Annotated in this window: 18 protein-coding genes; 15 read left to right on the top strand and 3 right to left on the bottom strand. The window is 52.7% G+C overall.

What is annotated here, in order from left to right:
- Positions 1-546 precede the first annotated feature (546 nt).
- From SBL51_RS22950 to SBL51_RS22925, 6 genes are all read left to right on the top strand, one after another.
- Positions 547-1,005, top strand: coding sequence for a metallophosphoesterase family protein (locus SBL51_RS22950; protein WP_317933545.1), 459 nt, complete (start codon positions 547-549; stop codon positions 1,003-1,005).
- Between the two features lie 369 nt (positions 1,006-1,374).
- Positions 1,375-1,737, top strand: coding sequence for an energy transducer TonB (locus tag SBL51_RS22945; protein ID WP_317933544.1), 363 nt, complete (start codon positions 1,375-1,377; stop codon positions 1,735-1,737).
- 64 nt (positions 1,738-1,801) lie between these two features.
- Positions 1,802-2,407, top strand: a complete 606-nt coding sequence (locus SBL51_RS22940) for a hypothetical protein (RefSeq protein WP_317933543.1) — start codon at positions 1,802-1,804, stop codon at positions 2,405-2,407.
- Positions 2,408-2,454: 47 nt separating this feature from the next.
- Positions 2,455-2,997 (top strand): ATP-dependent Clp protease adaptor ClpS, encoded by a 543-nt coding sequence (locus SBL51_RS22935; protein WP_317933542.1) that lies wholly within the window; start codon positions 2,455-2,457, stop codon positions 2,995-2,997.
- 87 nt (positions 2,998-3,084) lie between these two features.
- Complete coding sequence (locus SBL51_RS22930) at positions 3,085-3,603, top strand: hypothetical protein (RefSeq protein WP_317933541.1); 519 nt, start codon at positions 3,085-3,087, stop codon at positions 3,601-3,603.
- Positions 3,604-3,697: 94 nt separating this feature from the next.
- On the top strand, positions 3,698-4,429 hold the full coding sequence (locus tag SBL51_RS22925; protein WP_317933540.1) for an AAA family ATPase: 732 nt from the start codon (positions 3,698-3,700) through the stop codon (positions 4,427-4,429).
- 169 nt (positions 4,430-4,598) lie between these two features.
- Here the strand turns inward: SBL51_RS22925 and SBL51_RS22920 are convergent, their stop codons facing one another.
- Entirely contained in the window at positions 4,599-5,141 is a 543-nt protein-coding gene (locus SBL51_RS22920; RefSeq protein ID WP_317933538.1) for a hypothetical protein, read from the bottom strand.
- A gap of 791 nt (positions 5,142-5,932) precedes the next feature.
- Between SBL51_RS22920 and SBL51_RS22915 the strand changes: the two genes are divergently transcribed.
- The 3 genes from SBL51_RS22915 to SBL51_RS22905 all read left to right on the top strand — a co-directional run bounded on the left by SBL51_RS22915 (position 5,933) and on the right by SBL51_RS22905 (position 8,725).
- Positions 5,933-7,075: a purine nucleoside permease gene (locus SBL51_RS22915; RefSeq protein ID WP_317933537.1), complete on the top strand. Its 1,143-nt coding sequence runs from the start codon at positions 5,933-5,935 to the stop codon at positions 7,073-7,075.
- A 328-nt stretch (positions 7,076-7,403) separates the two neighbouring features.
- Positions 7,404-8,249, top strand: a complete 846-nt coding sequence (locus SBL51_RS22910) for a hypothetical protein (protein ID WP_317933535.1) — start codon at positions 7,404-7,406, stop codon at positions 8,247-8,249.
- Positions 8,246-8,725, top strand: coding sequence for a pilin (locus SBL51_RS22905; protein ID WP_317933534.1), 480 nt, complete (start codon positions 8,246-8,248; stop codon positions 8,723-8,725). The genes SBL51_RS22910 and SBL51_RS22905 overlap by 4 nt, the downstream gene beginning before the upstream one ends.
- A gap of 137 nt (positions 8,726-8,862) precedes the next feature.
- Here the strand turns inward: SBL51_RS22905 and SBL51_RS22900 are convergent, their stop codons facing one another.
- The gene (locus tag SBL51_RS22900; RefSeq protein WP_317933532.1) at positions 8,863-9,864 is read right to left on the bottom strand and encodes a metallophosphoesterase family protein; all 1,002 of its coding nucleotides are present in this window, start codon (positions 9,862-9,864) and stop codon (positions 8,863-8,865) included.
- Positions 9,865-10,161: 297 nt separating this feature from the next.
- Here SBL51_RS22900 and SBL51_RS22895 point away from each other — a divergent pair, with 297 nt between their 5' ends.
- The 4 genes from SBL51_RS22895 (at position 10,162) to SBL51_RS22880 (ending at position 14,325) form a co-directional block, all read left to right on the top strand.
- Positions 10,162-11,025 carry an AraC family transcriptional regulator gene (locus SBL51_RS22895; protein ID WP_317933531.1) on the top strand — a complete coding sequence of 288 codons (864 nt, stop codon included), beginning with the start codon at positions 10,162-10,164 and terminating at the stop codon, positions 11,023-11,025.
- A gap of 66 nt (positions 11,026-11,091) precedes the next feature.
- A complete protein-coding gene (locus tag SBL51_RS22890) occupies positions 11,092-11,436 on the top strand; it encodes a hypothetical protein (protein WP_317933529.1) in 345 nt (114 codons plus the stop codon).
- A 161-nt stretch (positions 11,437-11,597) separates the two neighbouring features.
- Positions 11,598-12,923 (top strand): DUF2868 domain-containing protein, encoded by a 1,326-nt coding sequence (locus SBL51_RS22885; protein ID WP_317933528.1) that lies wholly within the window; start codon positions 11,598-11,600, stop codon positions 12,921-12,923.
- Complete coding sequence (locus SBL51_RS22880) at positions 12,916-14,325, top strand: DUF3482 domain-containing protein (protein ID WP_317933527.1); 1,410 nt, start codon at positions 12,916-12,918, stop codon at positions 14,323-14,325. The genes SBL51_RS22885 and SBL51_RS22880 overlap by 8 nt, the downstream gene beginning before the upstream one ends.
- 304 nt (positions 14,326-14,629) lie before the next feature.
- On the opposite strand, the gene SBL51_RS22875 is transcribed toward SBL51_RS22880, so the two are convergent.
- Positions 14,630-14,854, bottom strand: coding sequence for a DUF2798 domain-containing protein (locus tag SBL51_RS22875; RefSeq protein WP_317933526.1), 225 nt, complete (start codon positions 14,852-14,854; stop codon positions 14,630-14,632).
- Between the two features lie 368 nt (positions 14,855-15,222).
- Between SBL51_RS22875 and SBL51_RS22870 the strand changes: the two genes are divergently transcribed.
- Together SBL51_RS22870 and SBL51_RS22865 are read left to right on the top strand one after the other, a co-directional pair.
- Positions 15,223-15,588, top strand: a complete 366-nt coding sequence (locus tag SBL51_RS22870) for a helix-turn-helix transcriptional regulator (protein ID WP_317933525.1) — start codon at positions 15,223-15,225, stop codon at positions 15,586-15,588.
- Positions 15,588-16,934: a type II toxin-antitoxin system HipA family toxin gene (locus SBL51_RS22865; protein ID WP_317933524.1), complete on the top strand. Its 1,347-nt coding sequence runs from the start codon at positions 15,588-15,590 to the stop codon at positions 16,932-16,934. The genes SBL51_RS22870 and SBL51_RS22865 overlap by 1 nt, the downstream gene beginning before the upstream one ends.
- Positions 16,935-17,131: the final 197 nt, after the last annotated feature.

Here is a 17,131-nt window from a genome sequence, read left to right as displayed (position 1 = left end):
ACGCTTGTTAACGATCTCTAGGATCTGTGCATCATCGGGCTGGGACTCCGATAACTAGTTGCCGCTAGTTATGGGGCTTCACTTTAAAGGAATGTTAATTAATGGGGAAATTTGACCATACAAGGTTATCAAAGAGCGCCCGTTTCGGGCTGGACCTCCTTACGCTGCGCTCCAGTCGGCCCTTTATAACGGCGTTAATGGGCTGGGGTTCTGAGCTGGTGGTTTATTCTGAAAGCATTTGCCACGCTCCAACAGCCAGCAATAAACAATGTGGTATTCGGTTGGTACAAACCGTTCGCTTTTCGCGGTTCCAATTGGCAAAAGCACGTAGCTAAATAGCCTGTGCCGCAGCTTGTGGGGCAGCACGTAGAAACTGAAGCGGCGAGATTTAGGCACCGCTAAAAAAACCAAGGGGGTCAGGCCTTACATTTCACGCCCACTGTCAAATGTAAGGCCTGAGTCTTTAACTAGTGATAGATGCCGCGTCAAATTATTAGTTAATGCCTTTATTTTCTCTGTACCACCGAACACAGTGTCGAGAGAGCAATGACAAAAATCGGCGTCATTTCAGATACCCATGGCCTAGTGCGAGATCAAGTATACGATCTATTCGATGGCTGTGATGTCATTCTCCATGCAGGTGATATCGGTAAATATTCCGTACTGGAAAAGCTTAAGAAAATCGCGCCAGTTATAGCGGTAATAGGCAACGTCGATAAAGACGGGTGGGCAGAAGAGATTGTAGAAAATAAGGCGATAGAGATAGAGGGCAAGAGCATCTATCTGCTCCACAATATCCAAGAGCTGGATCTCCAACCAAAAGGCCAATTCGATATTGTGGTTTATGGTCACTCTCATCAGCCCGTTAATGAGGAAAAGGATGGCGTGCTCTACTTTAACCCAGGTTCGGCCGGGCCAAGACGGTTTAAGCTGCCTATAGCGGTTGGCATTATTGTGATTGAAGGTTGTGGTATTTCGGCGGAAATCTTGGAGCTAAGTGGTTAATCAATAGGATCGATTGTGTGAACAAATATAAGCTTCGGCTGATCTTTATGCTCATAATTCAGCTTGTGCTCATAGTAATCAACAAACTATTCGGGATCGATTTTAAGCAAGAAAGCTTTTTCACTCTAAGCAATTGGACCTATTGGCTCGCAATTGGTTGGTCGCTGGCGCTCGCGTTGTATGCATTGCGATTGTCTTGTCCGCATTGTGGTGCCAAGCAAGTATTCAGGGGCTTTAGTGCCTTTGACCTTCGGTGGCCGCAAGACAAATGCCACAGATGTGGTGCTGAAATTAAATAAATAGGTGGAGTAAGAACTCCGGCCAAAGCAAATTAATAGAGAAAAGTGGAATCATCGAGGAAAGGAAACCATGCATAAAAAACTACTTCTGCTCTTGACGCTAATATTAACAGCGTGTAGCAACTTCGCAGCCGGTAAAGACTGGCCCCAAGCCCACCCAGAATGGATCGGCGATTATAAGCCGATTGTTTTCGTCACCGCCCCCTACCCTAAACAAGCCTACAGCAATCATCAGGAGGGTTTTGTAAGGCTAACCTTCGATGTTAATGCGGAAGGCAGTGTGCAGAATGTAGCGGTTGCTGAATCATCCTCTGATGTATTCGAATCCATCGCGGTATCTGCGTTAAGCAAGGCCAAATACCTACCCCCGTCGAGATTTAACCTGGAAGCGCCTGTAGCAGAACTTACGGTGATCTACCACTTCAAACTGTAACTCACTAAGTTCATAAATCCAGGAAGCTTTGCGAGTTAACTATTACAGGATGTATAACAACAATATGAAAAAGCTACTATTAACCCTTCCTGCGCTCCTCTTATGTGCCTGTGCCGGGACCTCCACTCAGGGGGCACACGATCAATTGGTAGAGGGCACACTGGAGAACACGCCACCGGACTTGCTCGAATATTGCAAAACGACCGCCTGTCGGGAGAACACCCAGTTCAAACTAAAGATGGAAGATGGCTCCAGTTACGAGTATAGGGGTGCAATCGACCCACCTATCGTGCAACCGGATCTGATTACCCTCTACCCAGGGGAAGATGTATTTATCGAGGCAACTATCGAAGGCGATCGATTGGTCGATATGGTGGTTGTGCCTGAAGTAAAAAGCCCAGAAAAAACCATCACCATGAAGTTTTGGCAGGAGCCATCCATGGCTGATGGTACCGATATGTTGCTACAAGTGGATAATCCATTTGAAAAATTCTTACGCTATGAGTTGGGTATGATGACCTTCGACGCAGAAGAGCTGCAATACACCTCCAGCTGCCCGGTAATACCCGGTGGCTCGGGTTTTGAACACTGGCCGTACCCCATATTTCTAATGGCCTTTGCCAACCTACGGCTTGTTGAGATCAATGACGAAGAGGTTACTTGTGAATAGTATTGGTAAGTCGTAGTAGCGTGAATTGAGACAATTTATGCAGTGATATGAGTAAACTAAACCGAAAGCACTGCAAAAAATTAGGGATGCCATTCAGGTTTTTAGCCGGGTTCATACTGTTGTGTGCCCTGCTGCCGGTAGTGGCAATGGTAGTAGTGCATGAACGATTTACTTGGGGATTTGAGCTTATAGATACATTTTTAATTTGTGTATTGGCTATCTATATTTCAGGCACTATGGTGACAACCGGTTATAGTCCTGGGTTTTTATTGGGATATCACGGCAAGCGGACGCTCACCCCTCTACCCGACCAGCTTAAAGCAGCGGTTCAAACCGGCGGTGGTGATTACGCCATAAAAATAGAAGACGACGCTGTAACCTCCATGGAGTTTGTTGTAGCGGTGCTAAGGGACTATCTTGGCTTAGAACAAGACGCCGCAGTAGAGCAGATGTTGAAAATAGACAATGACGGCGTGGCTAAGTTGCTGAGTTTGGAAAAGTCTGTTGCTGAAAAGTTGGTGGAGACGATCAATAAAGAGTCTTCTGCATGGGAGTTTCCACTCAAAGTGAGTGTGGAAATATGGTCGTAAAATTATTCTTATCGATAATCCGCTAACAGAGAGACTAAAGCTGAGGGAATACCCTAGCTTGCTATACTTCTTATACAGAGGAATACAGTGAAACAACTACTAGGGATCGCATTAATTGTATTCAGTGCATTGGTCCATTCGGGTTCACTGGAAGATGCCGCCGCGCTTGGCAATGAGCTAACGCAATCGGTGCAGTCGAAAGCCTCTACCAAACTTAAAAAGCTGGCGAACTATAAAGAGGTAAAGTCGTTCCTCAAGGCGAGTGGTTGTCCGGGGTTTAAATACACCGCCTATATTCTACCGGAGCGTTCAAAGTTTTACCTGATTGCCACAAGCAGTAAAAATGTAATCATTGGGCGTCATTTTGTAGGCGACATTGCCGATAACCTGGTCGATGTTTCGAGCCTCACAAGCTCTACCAATGGCTGTTTGAATATGGGCACTGCGCGAGCTTACACAGTCGGAATGTTTGTGACCCATTTGAAGCCGGAACCGAATGAATTTCACGTGCAGGAGAGTAACCTGGCGAAAATTGCGCTATATGTAAGGGCAGGTGATGAGCTCTACTCAGTATCTGAGGGCGTAATCTCTATCGTTGAGGAGTAATGGCAGAGGCTTATAGAGACGACAATTAATCTTTGACTGATCACGACTGGTTAGTAAGTGTGTTGTTCTACATAGTTTCGCAAATAGGTAAAATATGAGCTTCCAAGACAGGCCCTACCTAAGAGAGATCCAGCTAAAGCGGGAGTTAATTGATGATTTTGATCAATACCCCTTCTCCATTCCCGCGATTAGAGAGCTGGGCCAACTGCAGTTCCACCCAGACGTCACTTTTTTTGTGGGTGAGAACGGTTCGGGAAAATCGACATTGATTGAAGCCATAGCGGTTAGCCAGGGCTTTAATGCCGAGGGTGGTAACAAAAACTCTCAATTCTCCACCAGCCGAACCCATTCGGATCTGCACAACTATCTCAAATGCATTAAGAGCTTCAAGCGCCCAAAGGATGGTTACTTTCTACGTGCGGAGAGTTTCTATAATGTGGCCACATTAATGGATGAAGTTGGCTATCTGAATGGCTATGGCGGAAAGTCGCTGCACCAGCAGTCACACGGGGAGTCTTTTATGGCCACACTGCTCAACAAACTTCGGGGTAACGGCCTCTATATTATGGACGAACCCGAAGCCGCCCTCTCACCTGCCCGCCAAATGGCGGCGCTCTCCGCAATTCACCAACTGGTGGAAGAGAACTCTCAATTTATCATCGCCACCCATTCACCCATCCTGCTTGCCTACCCAAGAGCAAAGATTTACCACTTCTCTGAGGAGGGTATCTATGAAATTGCCTATGAAGACACCGAGCACTATGCAGTGACGAAAGAGTTCCTAGATCATCATGAAGAGATGATGAAAATTCTTATGGAAGAGTAGGTACTATATCGAGCGTGTGGTGATAGGTTAATTATGTATCCCACAAATAAATGTCGATAAAAAGAAAACTAATCTTTCATGAATGCAAAACAAGGGGCAGCTCTTGTTTTTAGCTTCTTTACCTAATGTAAGAGAGTAGGCACAAAGCAAGATCTACCCCATCTATTTGCTAAGGCTCAAAATCGGGTACATAGGTATAAATTTGGCCAAGTCCGGTAAGGACGATATAAACAATTTCTACCGCACAGGCTTTAGCTTCATCTGGGCTAGCTAAAGCGATTTCAACGTCGAGGGCGTCTACCCGCGCTCTTATGGACCCAGTGTTGGTACCCCAAAGCCATCTGCTCAATAGCAGTCCATCACGCGCACCTTCGGCGCGGGCTTCCCAATCAAATACAAGCGAGTCCTCCTCTGGGGTGTCCCGCCAATCCCGATTCTCATCGGCAGTTTCATTACCTTCCCAATCATAGCCCTCCATAAGGTCGATAATATCGATTGGGCACGCGGCTCGTATTACTGTATCGCCCTCCCCGCCGATAAGATCAATAGCAGCATCACTCACACAAATTCTCATTATTCTGCCAGAATTGCCCGGTACCACAGTGATTTCAGTCATGCCGGCGCTGCGAGGGCAGTCGGCAAATACCGCTGAAGAGCCGAGAGTTGCCGTGGCGAGCAGCGCGACCATTCCGATTATCTGTTTTATGTTCATAATTTCCTCCCTTTGATATTTTTATTGCGTCTTATTGGATTAGTAGGGAGCTAAAAAAGAAAGGTGCTTAAAGGCTGACAATAAAACACCAAAGAAAGATGCGAAAAGAAACGAATAAAACTCCCACAATTTAAAATAACCGGTCGATATTATGGCGTTGTCCGTTGAGGAACTAGTAATAAAAACTAATAAGCCTATCGCAATTATAGATATGAAGTTGAGTAGATAAAAAAGCTGCCATATCAACACCAGAGTGGCGTTAATTAAGGGTAAATATTGAACTGCACGGTCAGTCAGTAATAAAACCACTGCCAAATTGTTCGAAAAAAATATTGAAAAAATAGTTGGGTGCAATGCTGCTAAGAGAGATGCTAATGGCGAACTCAGCAGGCGACGATAATAAAAATATTGCAGCCTTACAATATGGCTTCCCTATAAAATTAAAACAGGGCAGCTCGCCCGCGGTGAGATGACGAAATGACGGCTTGTTATTGTGTTGCTTGAAGGTGGCTGTGCCTTGTGGCAAATGTTAACCACCAAAAACCTGTATTGCCATTACTACGCATCACATTCCGGCTATAACCCACTGAACTGCCCACACTCAAATAGACCCTATTAGCTGCTAACCGGCCGTAATGTGTTAGCGCGCACCGTCTGTGCTAGTGTTATCCCCTCTCTGCACAATAACTCTTATCGGCTGGGCAGAGTTTGGCGATGGCTCAGATTTTTATGGGGTTGGTTAAGGCCGTCGCCTTGGCTTCTCTCTCAATAATTTACAAGAAGGTAATAACGTGAAATTTCGAATTTACAAGCTCATGCGGTTGGCTCTTTTCTGCTCGCTGTTTTCCGGCGTGGCAGCGTCGGTGGCTTTTGCTGAGGAGGTGATCAAGCCGAAGGTGGTTATTCTCGGCTATTTTGAAACCAGCAAGGAGTATGGGGTAAAGGGTTATTGGGGAGAGGCGGCCAAGCCGGGTGAGCTCTACTACTGGCTGAAGGGATTGGGCCTGTCGCGCCGGATCGATGTGGCGGGTGCGTTCGAGCAGGCCTGGGCCAATGCCGATGGCTCCATCATCGCGCTTAAAATAGGGCCCAACAGCCTGCATCCGGCGGTCAATATTACGGCACTGGGCTTGGATGCCAAATTTGATCTGCGCCAATCCTACTGGTTATTTAGCGGTATTGCCGGCACCTCGCCGGAGAACGGTACCATTGGTGATATCGTCTGGACGGATTTTATTATCAATGGCGATGTCGCCCATGAGATCGACGCCCGGGAAATTCCTAAAGGCTGGCCCAGCGGATACTTTCCGGCCGGTTCCACCCAGCCCTACCCGCAACCGAGAGTGGCCGAGGACTCCTCCGATAACGCCCGCAATTGGGACGAGAGTTTTACCTTTAACCGTTCGCGCACGGTATTTAAATTAAACCAACAATTACTCAATTGGGCCTATCAGCTAACCCAAGCGGAAGTGCTGCCGGAATCGAAACAGATGCAACAGGTGCGCGCGGAATACGCCCAAAAGGCCGCCCAGCAAAAATCCGCCGTTAAGGTGGGCGCGATGTTATCGGCCGAGACCTTCTGGTTGGGCGATTTAATGGATGGCTGGGCGCATCAGTGGGTTAACTATATGAGTGATGGCCAGGCTGAGTTCCGCACCACCTCCACCAACGATGCCGGCTCCATGGTTGCCTTGGCGGCCCTGGCGCAGCACGGCAAGATCGACCCGGAGCGGGTGCTGCTGCTGCGCGGTGCCAGCAATTTTGATAAGCCGCCGGCCGGTATCAGCGCCGCCGAGCAACTGGTGCGCGAGGGGCCGCAGGACTTTGCCGGCTACATTCCCGCGCTGGAGGGTATCTACCAGGTGGGTGGCCGTGTGGTTAACGAGCTGGTGAACAATTGGGATAAGTATCAAAACGGCTTGCCGGGCAGATAGTCCAGCCGTTGCACTCGGCGCTAACCAGCCCTTCACCGCTAGCAGCGCTTCAGTGAAAGTCGCCATTCGGCAAACAAAAGCCCCAGCCGCTCCGTAGCCGCTGGGGCTTTTGCTATATCAGCGCTTCCTAAAATTCACGGCCGTTAAATTTTTTGTGTAGCAAAGCGTGTGCTTGTCCTTCAAAGCTTATTGGGCAAAAGTTATTGGGCAAAGCTTGTTGGGCGCGGGTTGAGCCAAAATCCACCGGTACCACGGATATAGCCGCTGCGTAAATCGGCCTGTTAAGCGCACTACCACAATTCCAAGGGAGAGTAAGGGTGGACTGTTTATGACATGGGAAAGGTTTGGTTACCTCTGCCGCAAGGCAGCGGTGACCTGTGGCGAGCGGGAGGTTGTCTCGGACTGCCTGGCCAGAATCGAACAAGAGGCGGTGTGTGGCCTTTATGGTGCCGAAATGGCTACCAACAGCTGGCCCAGGCGGATACTCGATAAAATAGGCGCTCTGGCCAACCGCGAAGCGGCCGTCGCCGCGTTAACACTTTATGGCCGGCTGAAGCTCACCCGCCCTGCGGACGAACTGATGAAGTTCAAGGGGATTACCAGTTACCTGCTGGCTATAGCGCTGGTCTATTTTGTGGTGGTGGCCATTTACCAGTTAAAGGTTGCGCCTACCTTTGTAAACGCCTTCACCAACCTGGAGGTGCAGGTCCCCGCGCTTCTCGTTTACTACCGCGACTATTGGGGTTGGTTGGTGGCATTAGTGGCCGCAGTGCTGATGGCCGCGCTACTGGTCGGCCACCGTTTACAGCAGATGTTTCAGTTCCAGGCGGGCATAGAGCAGAGCCCGGTCTTCAAATATCTGCTGTTCAGCAATACCCGGGTGTCGTACCTGCGGCTTATAGAGTTATTGCAGGCACCGCTGCACATGTATGGCGGCCCGGCGCCCGGCGATACCGCTATTGCCCGTCATCTACTGGCCATCAAAACCACTCCGATGGACCTTGCCACGGAGATCGAGGCGTTAATTGCGGGGGAGCTGCGGCAGCTGTTGGAGTGTGGCCAGGCGCAGATGAAAGCGCTCACTGTTATCGTCGCCGGCTTGTTGGCCGCCTCTGTGTTTATCTTTTTATTCAGCGCCTATGCGCCACTATTTATGCTGGGAGATGCAGTATGAACAACCAAAAAGGATTTACCTTAATTGAGCTGATGATTGTGGTGGCGATTATCGGCATATTGGCTTCGGTCGCCCTGCCTGCTTACCAAGTATATGTGCAGCGCAGTGAGATGGTCGAGGCGCTGAGCATGGCGGCGACTATTCGCCAGAATGTGACCAACTACTATGTCGAGAAATTGGTCTTTCCGGCCGATAACGCCAGCGCCGGCATCCCCGAGCCGCAAATGTTAATCGGTAACCGCATCACCAGCGTGCAGGTCGATGGCGGGGCCATTCATGTCACCCTGGGCAATAAGGTCTCGCAACCGCTGCAGGGCAAGGTGTTAACCTTTCGGCCGGCGGTAGTCACCGGCAGCCCGAAAAGCCCCATCGCCTGGTTGTGCGGCTACGATGAGCCGGTAAACGGGATGACCGCCGTGGGTGATAATAAAACGGATTTAGAGCAGCAGTACCTACCCTCGGCCTGCCGGGGGTAAACCATGGTTGGATTAACACTCTGTAATGCTGTGCTTTATTCGTGCGATTAGAGCGAGGTTAATGGTGAGTGCGCAGCCAGCGGCTGGTTGCTGGCTGCCCCTAAATTGCGCGGTTAATGTTACCGAATAATCCCAATCTACTCGGCGGGTGTCACCGGTTCTACCGCCAGGCCATAAATTGCATCCAGCATAATATTGCCAAACACCGGGCCATTATCGGTTAGGGTCACCCACAGCAGGTGATCAAAGCGGCCGGGGCCATCCTTCAGCCAGATACCGCCGGTGGTGGCCATATCAATGTAGTCGCGGCCGTTGCGTTTGGAGTAGTGGTAGTAGTGTTCGTGGCCGGCAATCACGGTGTAGGGACGGCTGGCCAGCAGCTGTTCGATTTTTGCAAATTGCGGGTCGTCGTACATCCAGGCGGGTTTGTGCATAAAGAGCATGGTCCAGCGCACCGAGGGGTGCTGCTGTAAGGTCTTCTCGACAAAGGCAAGCTGAGCATCGCTGATGTGTACACTGCCCGGCAGTTTGGCGGCGTCGGGGTGATTACTGCTGTTGGCTAAAATACGTTGTTGCATCTGCTCGGCGTTGGTGGCCATCATCTGCTCCAGCATCAGCTGTTTTTCCTGAATGGCTTTGGGCAGCTCAACGGCAGGGTCTTCGGTATTGAGTGCAATAAACAGCACATTGTTATAAACAAACGAGTAGTAGTCATCGCCGTTGCGTTGTTGCCATATCGACTGCATGGTGTTGTTGCTGATATCGTGGTTGCCCACCACATAAAATAGCGGCATCTGCAGCTTGGCGGTTATCTGTTTGAACTCATCCCACTGGGCATTCAACGCGGCCTGGTCTTCGGTGTAACCCTCAATCAAATCCCCCATCGACATCACAAACTCCGGTTGTAGGTAGTTAATCTTCTCTACCGCCTTTTCATAAACCCCCGGGCGGTGGCCACCAGTGCGATCGCCAATCACAACAAACTGGAAGTTATCGGGGTTATTTAAAAAGTGTTGGCTTGAGACCGGCACCTGGTTGCTGGTGGTATAAGGTTTCTGGCTGGTGCCACCACAGCTGATAATCACAAAGGGAATAATCGATAAAAGAAACCACTGGGTGAAGCTGTTGATTAAGCGCATTGCATGTCCTCTTTGTTATCGATGTGTCCGCGGCCGGCCGTTATGGGCGGGTGCAATTCAGGGTGCTACCAGCCGCATGACTGGGCTAAAATCGAAAGATAATCGGCGTATGTTATAAAAATTCAGTGGCTGCCACCCTGGGTTGGCGCAATACCCGGCAGCGCTGGCGGCCTTTTCCGAGCTTCGGCGCAAGAGCGTGAGTTAATGGTAAGGGTGGGCTGGCCGGCCAGGAATACGAGATCCGTGCACGCCTGTTACACAATCCGATCATCAGCTAGCTGGCCTGTTTAATGTTTTATGACCCAGTTTAATCGTTTTATGAAAAGTTACTGGCGGCCCAAGTTGGCGGCTGCCGGAGATATTAAAAATCTACCTATCGTTATGGAGTTGTATGGCCATGGCGTGGTGCGGCCGGGCTATAACTACGAACGCAAACTGGCCAGAACCGTTAATGTCGAACTGGTGTGCCGGGGGGAGATGACCTTTGTCCAAGGGGAGCAGCGCCAGATAGTCCACGCCGGCGAAGCAGTGTTAATGCGCCCCGGTGTACCTCAGCAGTTTATCGCCACTTCTGAAAAACCCTGCGTTAAACGTTTTATCGTATTAACGGGGCCCTCTCTGTTCAGTGTTATCGATGCCGCCGGTGTCTCGCTGGATACGCCCATTCGTATTTCTGATATGGCTCATATGCAGCAGCTGTTTCGCGCGATAGGGGCGGCCAGATCCAACAACGCCATCGAAGCTATGATCAAGGCGTCGTCACTGGCCTTTGAAATACTTACCCTGCTTGGCCGCTGTGAAAAAGAGTCGGTACCGCAAAAATTGCTGCCGGCATTGGCCCGCATTCGCGCAGAGGGCGACTGGCCGACGCTGGATGAGTTGGCGGAGTTGGCCGGGTTAAGCGTGTCGCAATTCAGCCGCGTGTTTCGCGAGCACACCGGTAAGAGTACCGGCGAATACATTAAAAGTGTGCGCTTGCAGCGGGCGGCCTTTTATCTACAAAACAGCGATTGGCCGGTAAAGAAAATTGCCGAGCAATTGGGTTACGACACGCCCCACTACCTCACCTCACAATTTACAAAATACTACGGCGAGACGCCCACTAATTTTAGAAGTGAGCTGAGTTTTATTGCGAAAGCGCTGATCAATAAACAGATCTAAGTTTTGGTGACGGTTGATTAACAATGCAATGACCAGTACTGGTGGTTAACTGCTAGGGGATATTTTATGAGCGCAAAATTTATCGAAACCTGTGTGGCGGAGTATCTAAGTAGCCACTTGGAATTTAAAGCACCGGCCGCTTCCAACCACTCGCTGGTGCTGGCACTAACGCTCGCCATACAACCGTCGATAATTGCTGCTGCCGGTGGTGTGCCACAGTTTTGGTGGCTACTGTTAGCGGCCGTAAAAGAGTGGTATCCCAATGCCGAACCAACCTTCGAATACAAAGTGTTTGCCAGCCATATGGTCAGCCTGGGTGGCTTGTCGCAAGGTTCGGATTTTGCTGGGGAGATTACGGAAATTTGGAATGATTGGCAGGCGTGGCAGAGGGAGGTACGCCCGGCCGATTAAATCGGGGCTCAGCGCTATCCAGCGCAAATAGTCCAATTAACCGCGCTCTAACTTTGCACCCTTCGCGCTGCGCAGTATCATCCCCCTTCCAGCAACCGGTAGTGACCCGCGTTACCCGGTTAGCGATAGTGACCAAACAGAAAGGCAAATAAACCCACGCAATGAGCGCGCCCAACTCCCAGCCCGCGATCACCCGTTTCTTCCTGGCCGGTGGCCTTACCCAGGCGCTGTTTCGCTGGTTGAGCTTCCGCCAGTTTGTGGCGCAGGGAGATTGCCGCCTGGCCGAGGTGGCCGGTGACTCCACCTCGCTTACCCCACGGGCTTACCTAAACCGGTGGGCCAGCCAACACCCGCCGGCAATGCCTGCCCTGGGGCTGTTGCGCCTGGCGGCGTTGGCTGTGGTGATTTTGGGCTTCGGCGCCATGGCCGGTGTACTGGCGGTGGGCCGCAGCCAGCCCATTAATATCTGGTGGCCATTGGTGCTGTTTGCCTTTGGCCCGCTGCTGCTGACCCTAACCAGCCTCTACCTCACCCTCTTCTCCCCCGCCCGCGGCCACTGGGCCGGCCACCCGCTGTTGAGCTTCTGGCTGAAGCGGCTGAAGCTCGCGGCCTTCGCCCCCTATAGAGAGCTGCTGCTACCCTGGCTCTTCTGGCAGCTGCAGCGCTTTGCCATGCTGTTTGCCGTGGCCGCACTGGTCGCCTTTTTTGTACTGGCCACCTTTCAGGACTATCGCTTCGGCTGGTCGTCCACGCTGATCACCGACGATGCCACCATGGCCCGGCTGATGGCGTTGATCAGCTGGCCCTGGCAGAGCGTGGTGCCGGCCCCTTCGGCGGAGCTGATCAGCCTAAGCCGCTACAGCGCCGAAGTGCCGCTGGCAACGCAGGTAAACCCCGAGAGCTGGTGGCAGACCATGGTAATGGCGGTGATGGTCTATGGTATTTTGCCGCGGGTGCTGTTGGCCTTTTTACTGCGCGAGCGGCTGCGCCAGCGGCTGAAAAGCAATATCGAGCTGGCTGGCGATATCGAACAGTTTATGGTGGCCCAGCAGCATCAGGTGAGCCGCAACCCGCTGGCGGTGGAGCCGCCCACAGCAGAGCTGATCAGCGTTAACCTGCCCGCCGCCGGCAAGGAGCTGATCACCTGGCAGCAGGCCCGTTCGCCTCTGCCGGCCATTAAAAACCTGGGCAGCGGCGACTGGGCGGAAGACGAACGCTGGCTCACCTCCGAGGCGGCCCAGTCGCTGCTGCCGCTGTGGCTGGTGGTCGACCCGCTGCAAGCCCCCACCGGCGAGCTGGCCGACTGCATCAGCCTGCTGCAGAGCCGCCCTAATCAGGTGGCGCTGGTGCTTTTCCCGATGCCGGTTTCCGCTGAGGGTGAAAACCCCCGCTTGGCGGCGCAGCGCAAGTCGTGGCAGTTCTTTGCCGAGCGCGTGGGTGTGCGGCTTTATGAGGGGCAGGCGAGTGCGGAGGTGAACCATGGTTGAGCCCGCCCAACAGCCGGTTTTTGCCGTGGTCGGCCACCCCAACAAGGGTAAGTCGAGCATTGTTGCCACCCTCACCCGCCAGGATGCGGTGAAGATCTCGGAGATCTCCGGCACCACCACCAACGCCCAACAGTTCAACCTCAATATCGACGGCTACACCCACTACAGCCTGGTGGATACCCCCGGCTTCCAACGCCCGCGCCAGGTGCTGGCCTGGCTGCAACAGCACGGCGCCAACGCCGCCGAGCGCAGCCAGACCGTGGCCGCGTTTGTTGCCCAGGAGAGCAATCAGCCGGACAGTAAATTTCGCGATGAGGTGGAGCTGCTGCAACCGATTCTGGACGGCGCCGGCATTATCTATGTGGTGGATGGCTCCCTGCCTTACTCGCCCGAGTTTGAAGCGGAGATGACCATTCTGCAGTGGACGGGCAACCCGCGCATGGCGCTGATCAACCCTATTGGTGGCGAGGCCTATGTCGCCGAGTGGCAGAAGGCGTTGAGCCAATATTTTAGTGTGGTGCGGGTGTTTAACCCGCTAACCGCTGATCACCAAAAGCAGCTGCTGATTCTCTCCGCCTTTGCTGAGCTCTACGAACCCTGGCGCCCGGCGATAGAGGCCACCATCAAAACCTTGCGTGGCTACTTCCAACAGCTGGAGCGCCAGGGGGCGTTTATGGTGGCCGAGCAGGTGCAGCAGATGGTGAGCTACGTGGCGGAGATAAAAGTGCCCGCCGCCTTTGTGCGCGAGCAGCTGCAACAGAAATTAAAAGGCGACTACCAAAACCGGCTGCGTAAAATCGAGGCGACCCTGCAGCGCCAGTTGCAGGTGCTCTTCGCTCACCCGGAGATGAAAACTCACGCCGAAAAGTTGAACCTCGACTATCCGGATCTGTTTGATAGCAGCCACTGGTATCTGTACGGCTTGGACCGGCAGAAAATCGTTACCCTCTCGGCCTCGGCCGGTGCCGCCGCCGGCGCCGTGGTGGATATCGGCCTGGGCGGCAGTTCCCTGTTGGCCGGGGCCTTAATCGGCGGCCTGCTCTCCGGTGCTGCCTCTCTCTACGCCACCGCCAACCCGGAAAAACTCAATATCAACGGCCTGCCCATCGCCGGCGAAACCGTTACCGCCGGCCCCATGAAAGAGCTCACTCTGATTTTTGTGGTGCTTGGCCGGGCCATCGATTTTCTCGATATGATTCTGCACCGCACCCACGCCGACCGCAGCCTGGCCGAAGTGAGCACAACCACCTTTACCAAACGGCTGGAGAATTTGAGCAAAACCGACCAGGTGCAGCTCACCCGGCTGTTGCAAAAGGCCCATAAGGGGTTGGACGAGAGCGAGTTGGTGAAGCTGCGGGATTGGGTGTTGCAGCTGTGTAAGGCGGGTGAGCAGAGCGAGTGATTAAAGTGTGTGAATGGCGATCGCCGACCGGCGACCGCCATGGACACGGAAGGCCGCCCCAGGTAAATGCAGAATACGAAGCGGTCCGACGATTCGGAACGGTTATCTGCCCTACGAAATATTAATCCCCGCAATAATCCTCACCCCGTAGGGGCGACTGGCGGTCGCCCACAGACCTGGGGCGTCACGGCGCCGGTGTGGTTAAATCCGGCCCCGCATGAAAGCGGGAGAGCAAAGCCCGCGAGGTTTAGCTTGGTTGGTAAAATTGCGAAACCCGATTAAGAAAAATTAAAAATGCTAACAATTACTCTTCAACCAACAGTCGCACCATCAACCTGACCGGTGGCGTGATCAACAGCGTTACCGGGTAGGCCGCCATAAAGGCCTTGGCCCAAACGGCCAGCCAAATAAAGAAGAGGCCGTCCACAAAGCCGATATTCAATAGGGTCACCACCATGGACATCAGGCAAGACATAAACAACGCCATAAAAAAGGCAAAAACCAGCTGGGTGTACTTCTTGGGAATCATAAACACTCTATCTCAACGCTTAAACGGCGAACCTCCTTGTGCTTGTCGTTATTTGCTCTGGTGAACCAATCTTGGGGGGCGTAATTTTAAGGTTTATCGCCCGCTAATAAAAGTCGTCGGCATTGGGGCTGGCCGACTGGTAGCGCCTATGGGTGGAGTGTCCCACTGGAGGGGTTTCCCAGGGCGATAACCGGTAAACGAAAGAGAACCATCTACTGCATAATTGATAAGTATAATTAAAGTTCCATTTATTGGCGGAAATAGCCATTAACTGGCAATATAGTTCCTTTATTGACTCTCCTAAAAACTAGAACTATAGTTCTTTTTAACGCCATTTTTAGTGTTTATATAGAACTATAGGTGCTGTTATGGATTTTGATCACGTAAGTGACCAAATAGTGCTTGAGGCGCTTGGTCAGCGGTTTAAGGCCGCCCGGCTCAATCGCGACCTGAGTGTTGCTGAACTGGCGAGTAAGGCCGGCCTGACCGGGAAAACCATCTCCAATTTAGAGAAGGGCAAGAAGAGCGTTGGCCTGCTCAATATTATCGCGGTACTGCGCGCCCTGGATATGCTGGCCGAGCTGGAGGGTTTTATCCCCGAGCCGCCACCCAGAGCGGCGGCGATTGTCCGGCAGCAGAATATCAAGGGTAAAACCCGGCAGCGGGCCTCGAAAAAAAGTCGTAGTACCACTGCGGGCGATAACGATAGCGCCTGGACCTGGGGAGAAGAGTAGTGGCAGCAGAGAAGATAGATATCGCCGAGGTGGTGCTGTGGGGCCGGCAGATTGGCACCATTATCTGGTCGAACAACCGCGGCTATTTCGAATATTCCGAGCCGTTCCAGGCGTCGGGCATAGAGCTGTCGCCCATCAAGATGCCGTTAAGTAATCACTCCTACTCGTTTGGCTCGCTCAACCGGGAGACCTTTAAGGGGCTGCCCGGGCTATTGGCCGACTCCCTGCCCGATAAATTCGGTAATAAATTGATTGACCAATGGTTGGAGAAACAGGGCCGCTCAAGAGACGACTTCAGCCCGGTGGAGCGGCTCTGTTACATCGGCTCCCGGGGCATGGGCGCCATTGAGTTTGAGCCGGCCATCGGCGGCAAGCCGGAGCAGTCGCTGCCCATTGAAATTGCCGAACTGGTCGGCCTGGCCAACGAGGCGCTCAGCCAAAAAAGGTTGATGGCGGTTGACCTGAATGGCGATGGCAAAGCCAAAAAGGAGTCGCTGGAAAAGATTATTTCGGTGGGCACCTCGGCCGGTGGCGCCCGGGCCAAAGCGGTGATCGCCTGGAACAAAACTACCAATGAGGTGAAATCGGGCCAGATAAAAACCGAACCCGGTTTTAGTTATTGGCTGCTGAAATTTGATGGCGTGGAAGAGAATAGAGACCACGAAATTCTGGCCGACCCAAAAGGTTTTAGCCTGGTGGAATACGCCTACTACCTGATGGCGATCGACTGCGGCGTGACTATGGCTGAATCGAGAATTTTCAGTGAAAATGGCCGCTCCCACTTCATGACCAAACGCTTCGACCGCAAAGAGGGCGGTGAAAAAATTCACATGCACTCGCTGTGCGGCATAGCGCACTACGATTTTAACAGCGCCGGTGCTTACTCCTACGAACAGGCCATGGGTGTAATGCGCGACCTGCGCCTGGAGCGCGCCGAGTTTGAGCAATTTTTCAGGCGGATGGTATTTAACGTGGTCGCCCGCAACCAGGATGACCACACCAAGAATATCGCCTTCCTGATGGACAAGAGCGGCCACTGGACGCTGTCACCTGCCTACGACATCACCCACTGTAACGGCGCCGGCTGGACCAGCTCCCACCAAATGACCATCAACGGCAAACGGGATGGCTTCACCCTCGGTGATTTAATGGCAACCGCCAGGCACGCCGACATTAAAGAGGCGAAAGCCAAACAGATAGTGGCCGAGGTGGTCGCCACCGTTGCCCAGTGGCCCGACTACGCCAGTCGCGCGGGTGTGCCCGAGCGCTACCCCGGGCATCAGACAGGCGCAACCTGGAGTGAGGAGATTGAAAAAGATCACCGCTTAATCTGGCAGGGGTTGTAGGCCTGGTTACGGCGTCTACCACAATCCCAAACCCGTAGGGGCGACCGGCGGTCGCCCACAATCCCGGTGTGTCACGACGCCTGTGCGGTGAATTCAACCCCGCATGGGCGATCGCCGATCGCCCCTACGCAATATGAATACCTGCAATAATCCCACCTTCGTAGGGGCGACCGGCGGTCGCCCACCACCCCGGTGCG

The organism is Halioxenophilus sp. WMMB6 (assembly GCF_033283405.1).
Taxonomy (GTDB): Bacteria; Pseudomonadota; Gammaproteobacteria; order Pseudomonadales; family Cellvibrionaceae; genus Halioxenophilus.
Note: the sequence above shows the minus strand (reverse complement) of the source record. Positions and strands in the feature narration are given on the sequence as shown.

Bases quoted from the DNA above. Each gene is read 5' to 3' on its own strand.
- SBL51_RS22950 (WP_317933545.1), top strand. From the start codon at position 547: ATGACAAAAATCGGCGTCATTTCAGATACCCATGGCCTAGTGCGAGAT.
- SBL51_RS22945 (WP_317933544.1), top strand. From the start codon at position 1,375: ATGCATAAAAAACTACTTCTGCTCTTGACGCTAATATTAACAGCGTGT.
- SBL51_RS22940 (WP_317933543.1), top strand. From the start codon at position 1,802: ATGAAAAAGCTACTATTAACCCTTCCTGCGCTCCTCTTATGTGCCTGT.
- SBL51_RS22935 (WP_317933542.1), top strand. From the start codon at position 2,455: ATGAGTAAACTAAACCGAAAGCACTGCAAAAAATTAGGGATGCCATTC.
- SBL51_RS22925 (WP_317933540.1), top strand. From the start codon at position 3,698: ATGAGCTTCCAAGACAGGCCCTACCTAAGAGAGATCCAGCTAAAGCGG.
- SBL51_RS22920 (WP_317933538.1), bottom strand. From the start codon at position 5,141: ATGAACATAAAACAGATAATCGGAATGGTCGCGCTGCTCGCCACGGCA.
- SBL51_RS22910 (WP_317933535.1), top strand. From the start codon at position 7,404: ATGACATGGGAAAGGTTTGGTTACCTCTGCCGCAAGGCAGCGGTGACC.
- SBL51_RS22905 (WP_317933534.1), top strand. From the start codon at position 8,246: ATGAACAACCAAAAAGGATTTACCTTAATTGAGCTGATGATTGTGGTG.
- SBL51_RS22900 (WP_317933532.1), bottom strand. From the start codon at position 9,864: ATGCGCTTAATCAACAGCTTCACCCAGTGGTTTCTTTTATCGATTATT.
- SBL51_RS22895 (WP_317933531.1), top strand. From the start codon at position 10,162: ATGACCCAGTTTAATCGTTTTATGAAAAGTTACTGGCGGCCCAAGTTG.
- SBL51_RS22890 (WP_317933529.1), top strand. From the start codon at position 11,092: ATGAGCGCAAAATTTATCGAAACCTGTGTGGCGGAGTATCTAAGTAGC.
- SBL51_RS22885 (WP_317933528.1), top strand. From the start codon at position 11,598: ATGAGCGCGCCCAACTCCCAGCCCGCGATCACCCGTTTCTTCCTGGCC.
- SBL51_RS22880 (WP_317933527.1), top strand. From the start codon at position 12,916: ATGGTTGAGCCCGCCCAACAGCCGGTTTTTGCCGTGGTCGGCCACCCC.
- SBL51_RS22875 (WP_317933526.1), bottom strand. From the start codon at position 14,854: ATGATTCCCAAGAAGTACACCCAGCTGGTTTTTGCCTTTTTTATGGCG.
- SBL51_RS22870 (WP_317933525.1), top strand. From the start codon at position 15,223: ATGGATTTTGATCACGTAAGTGACCAAATAGTGCTTGAGGCGCTTGGT.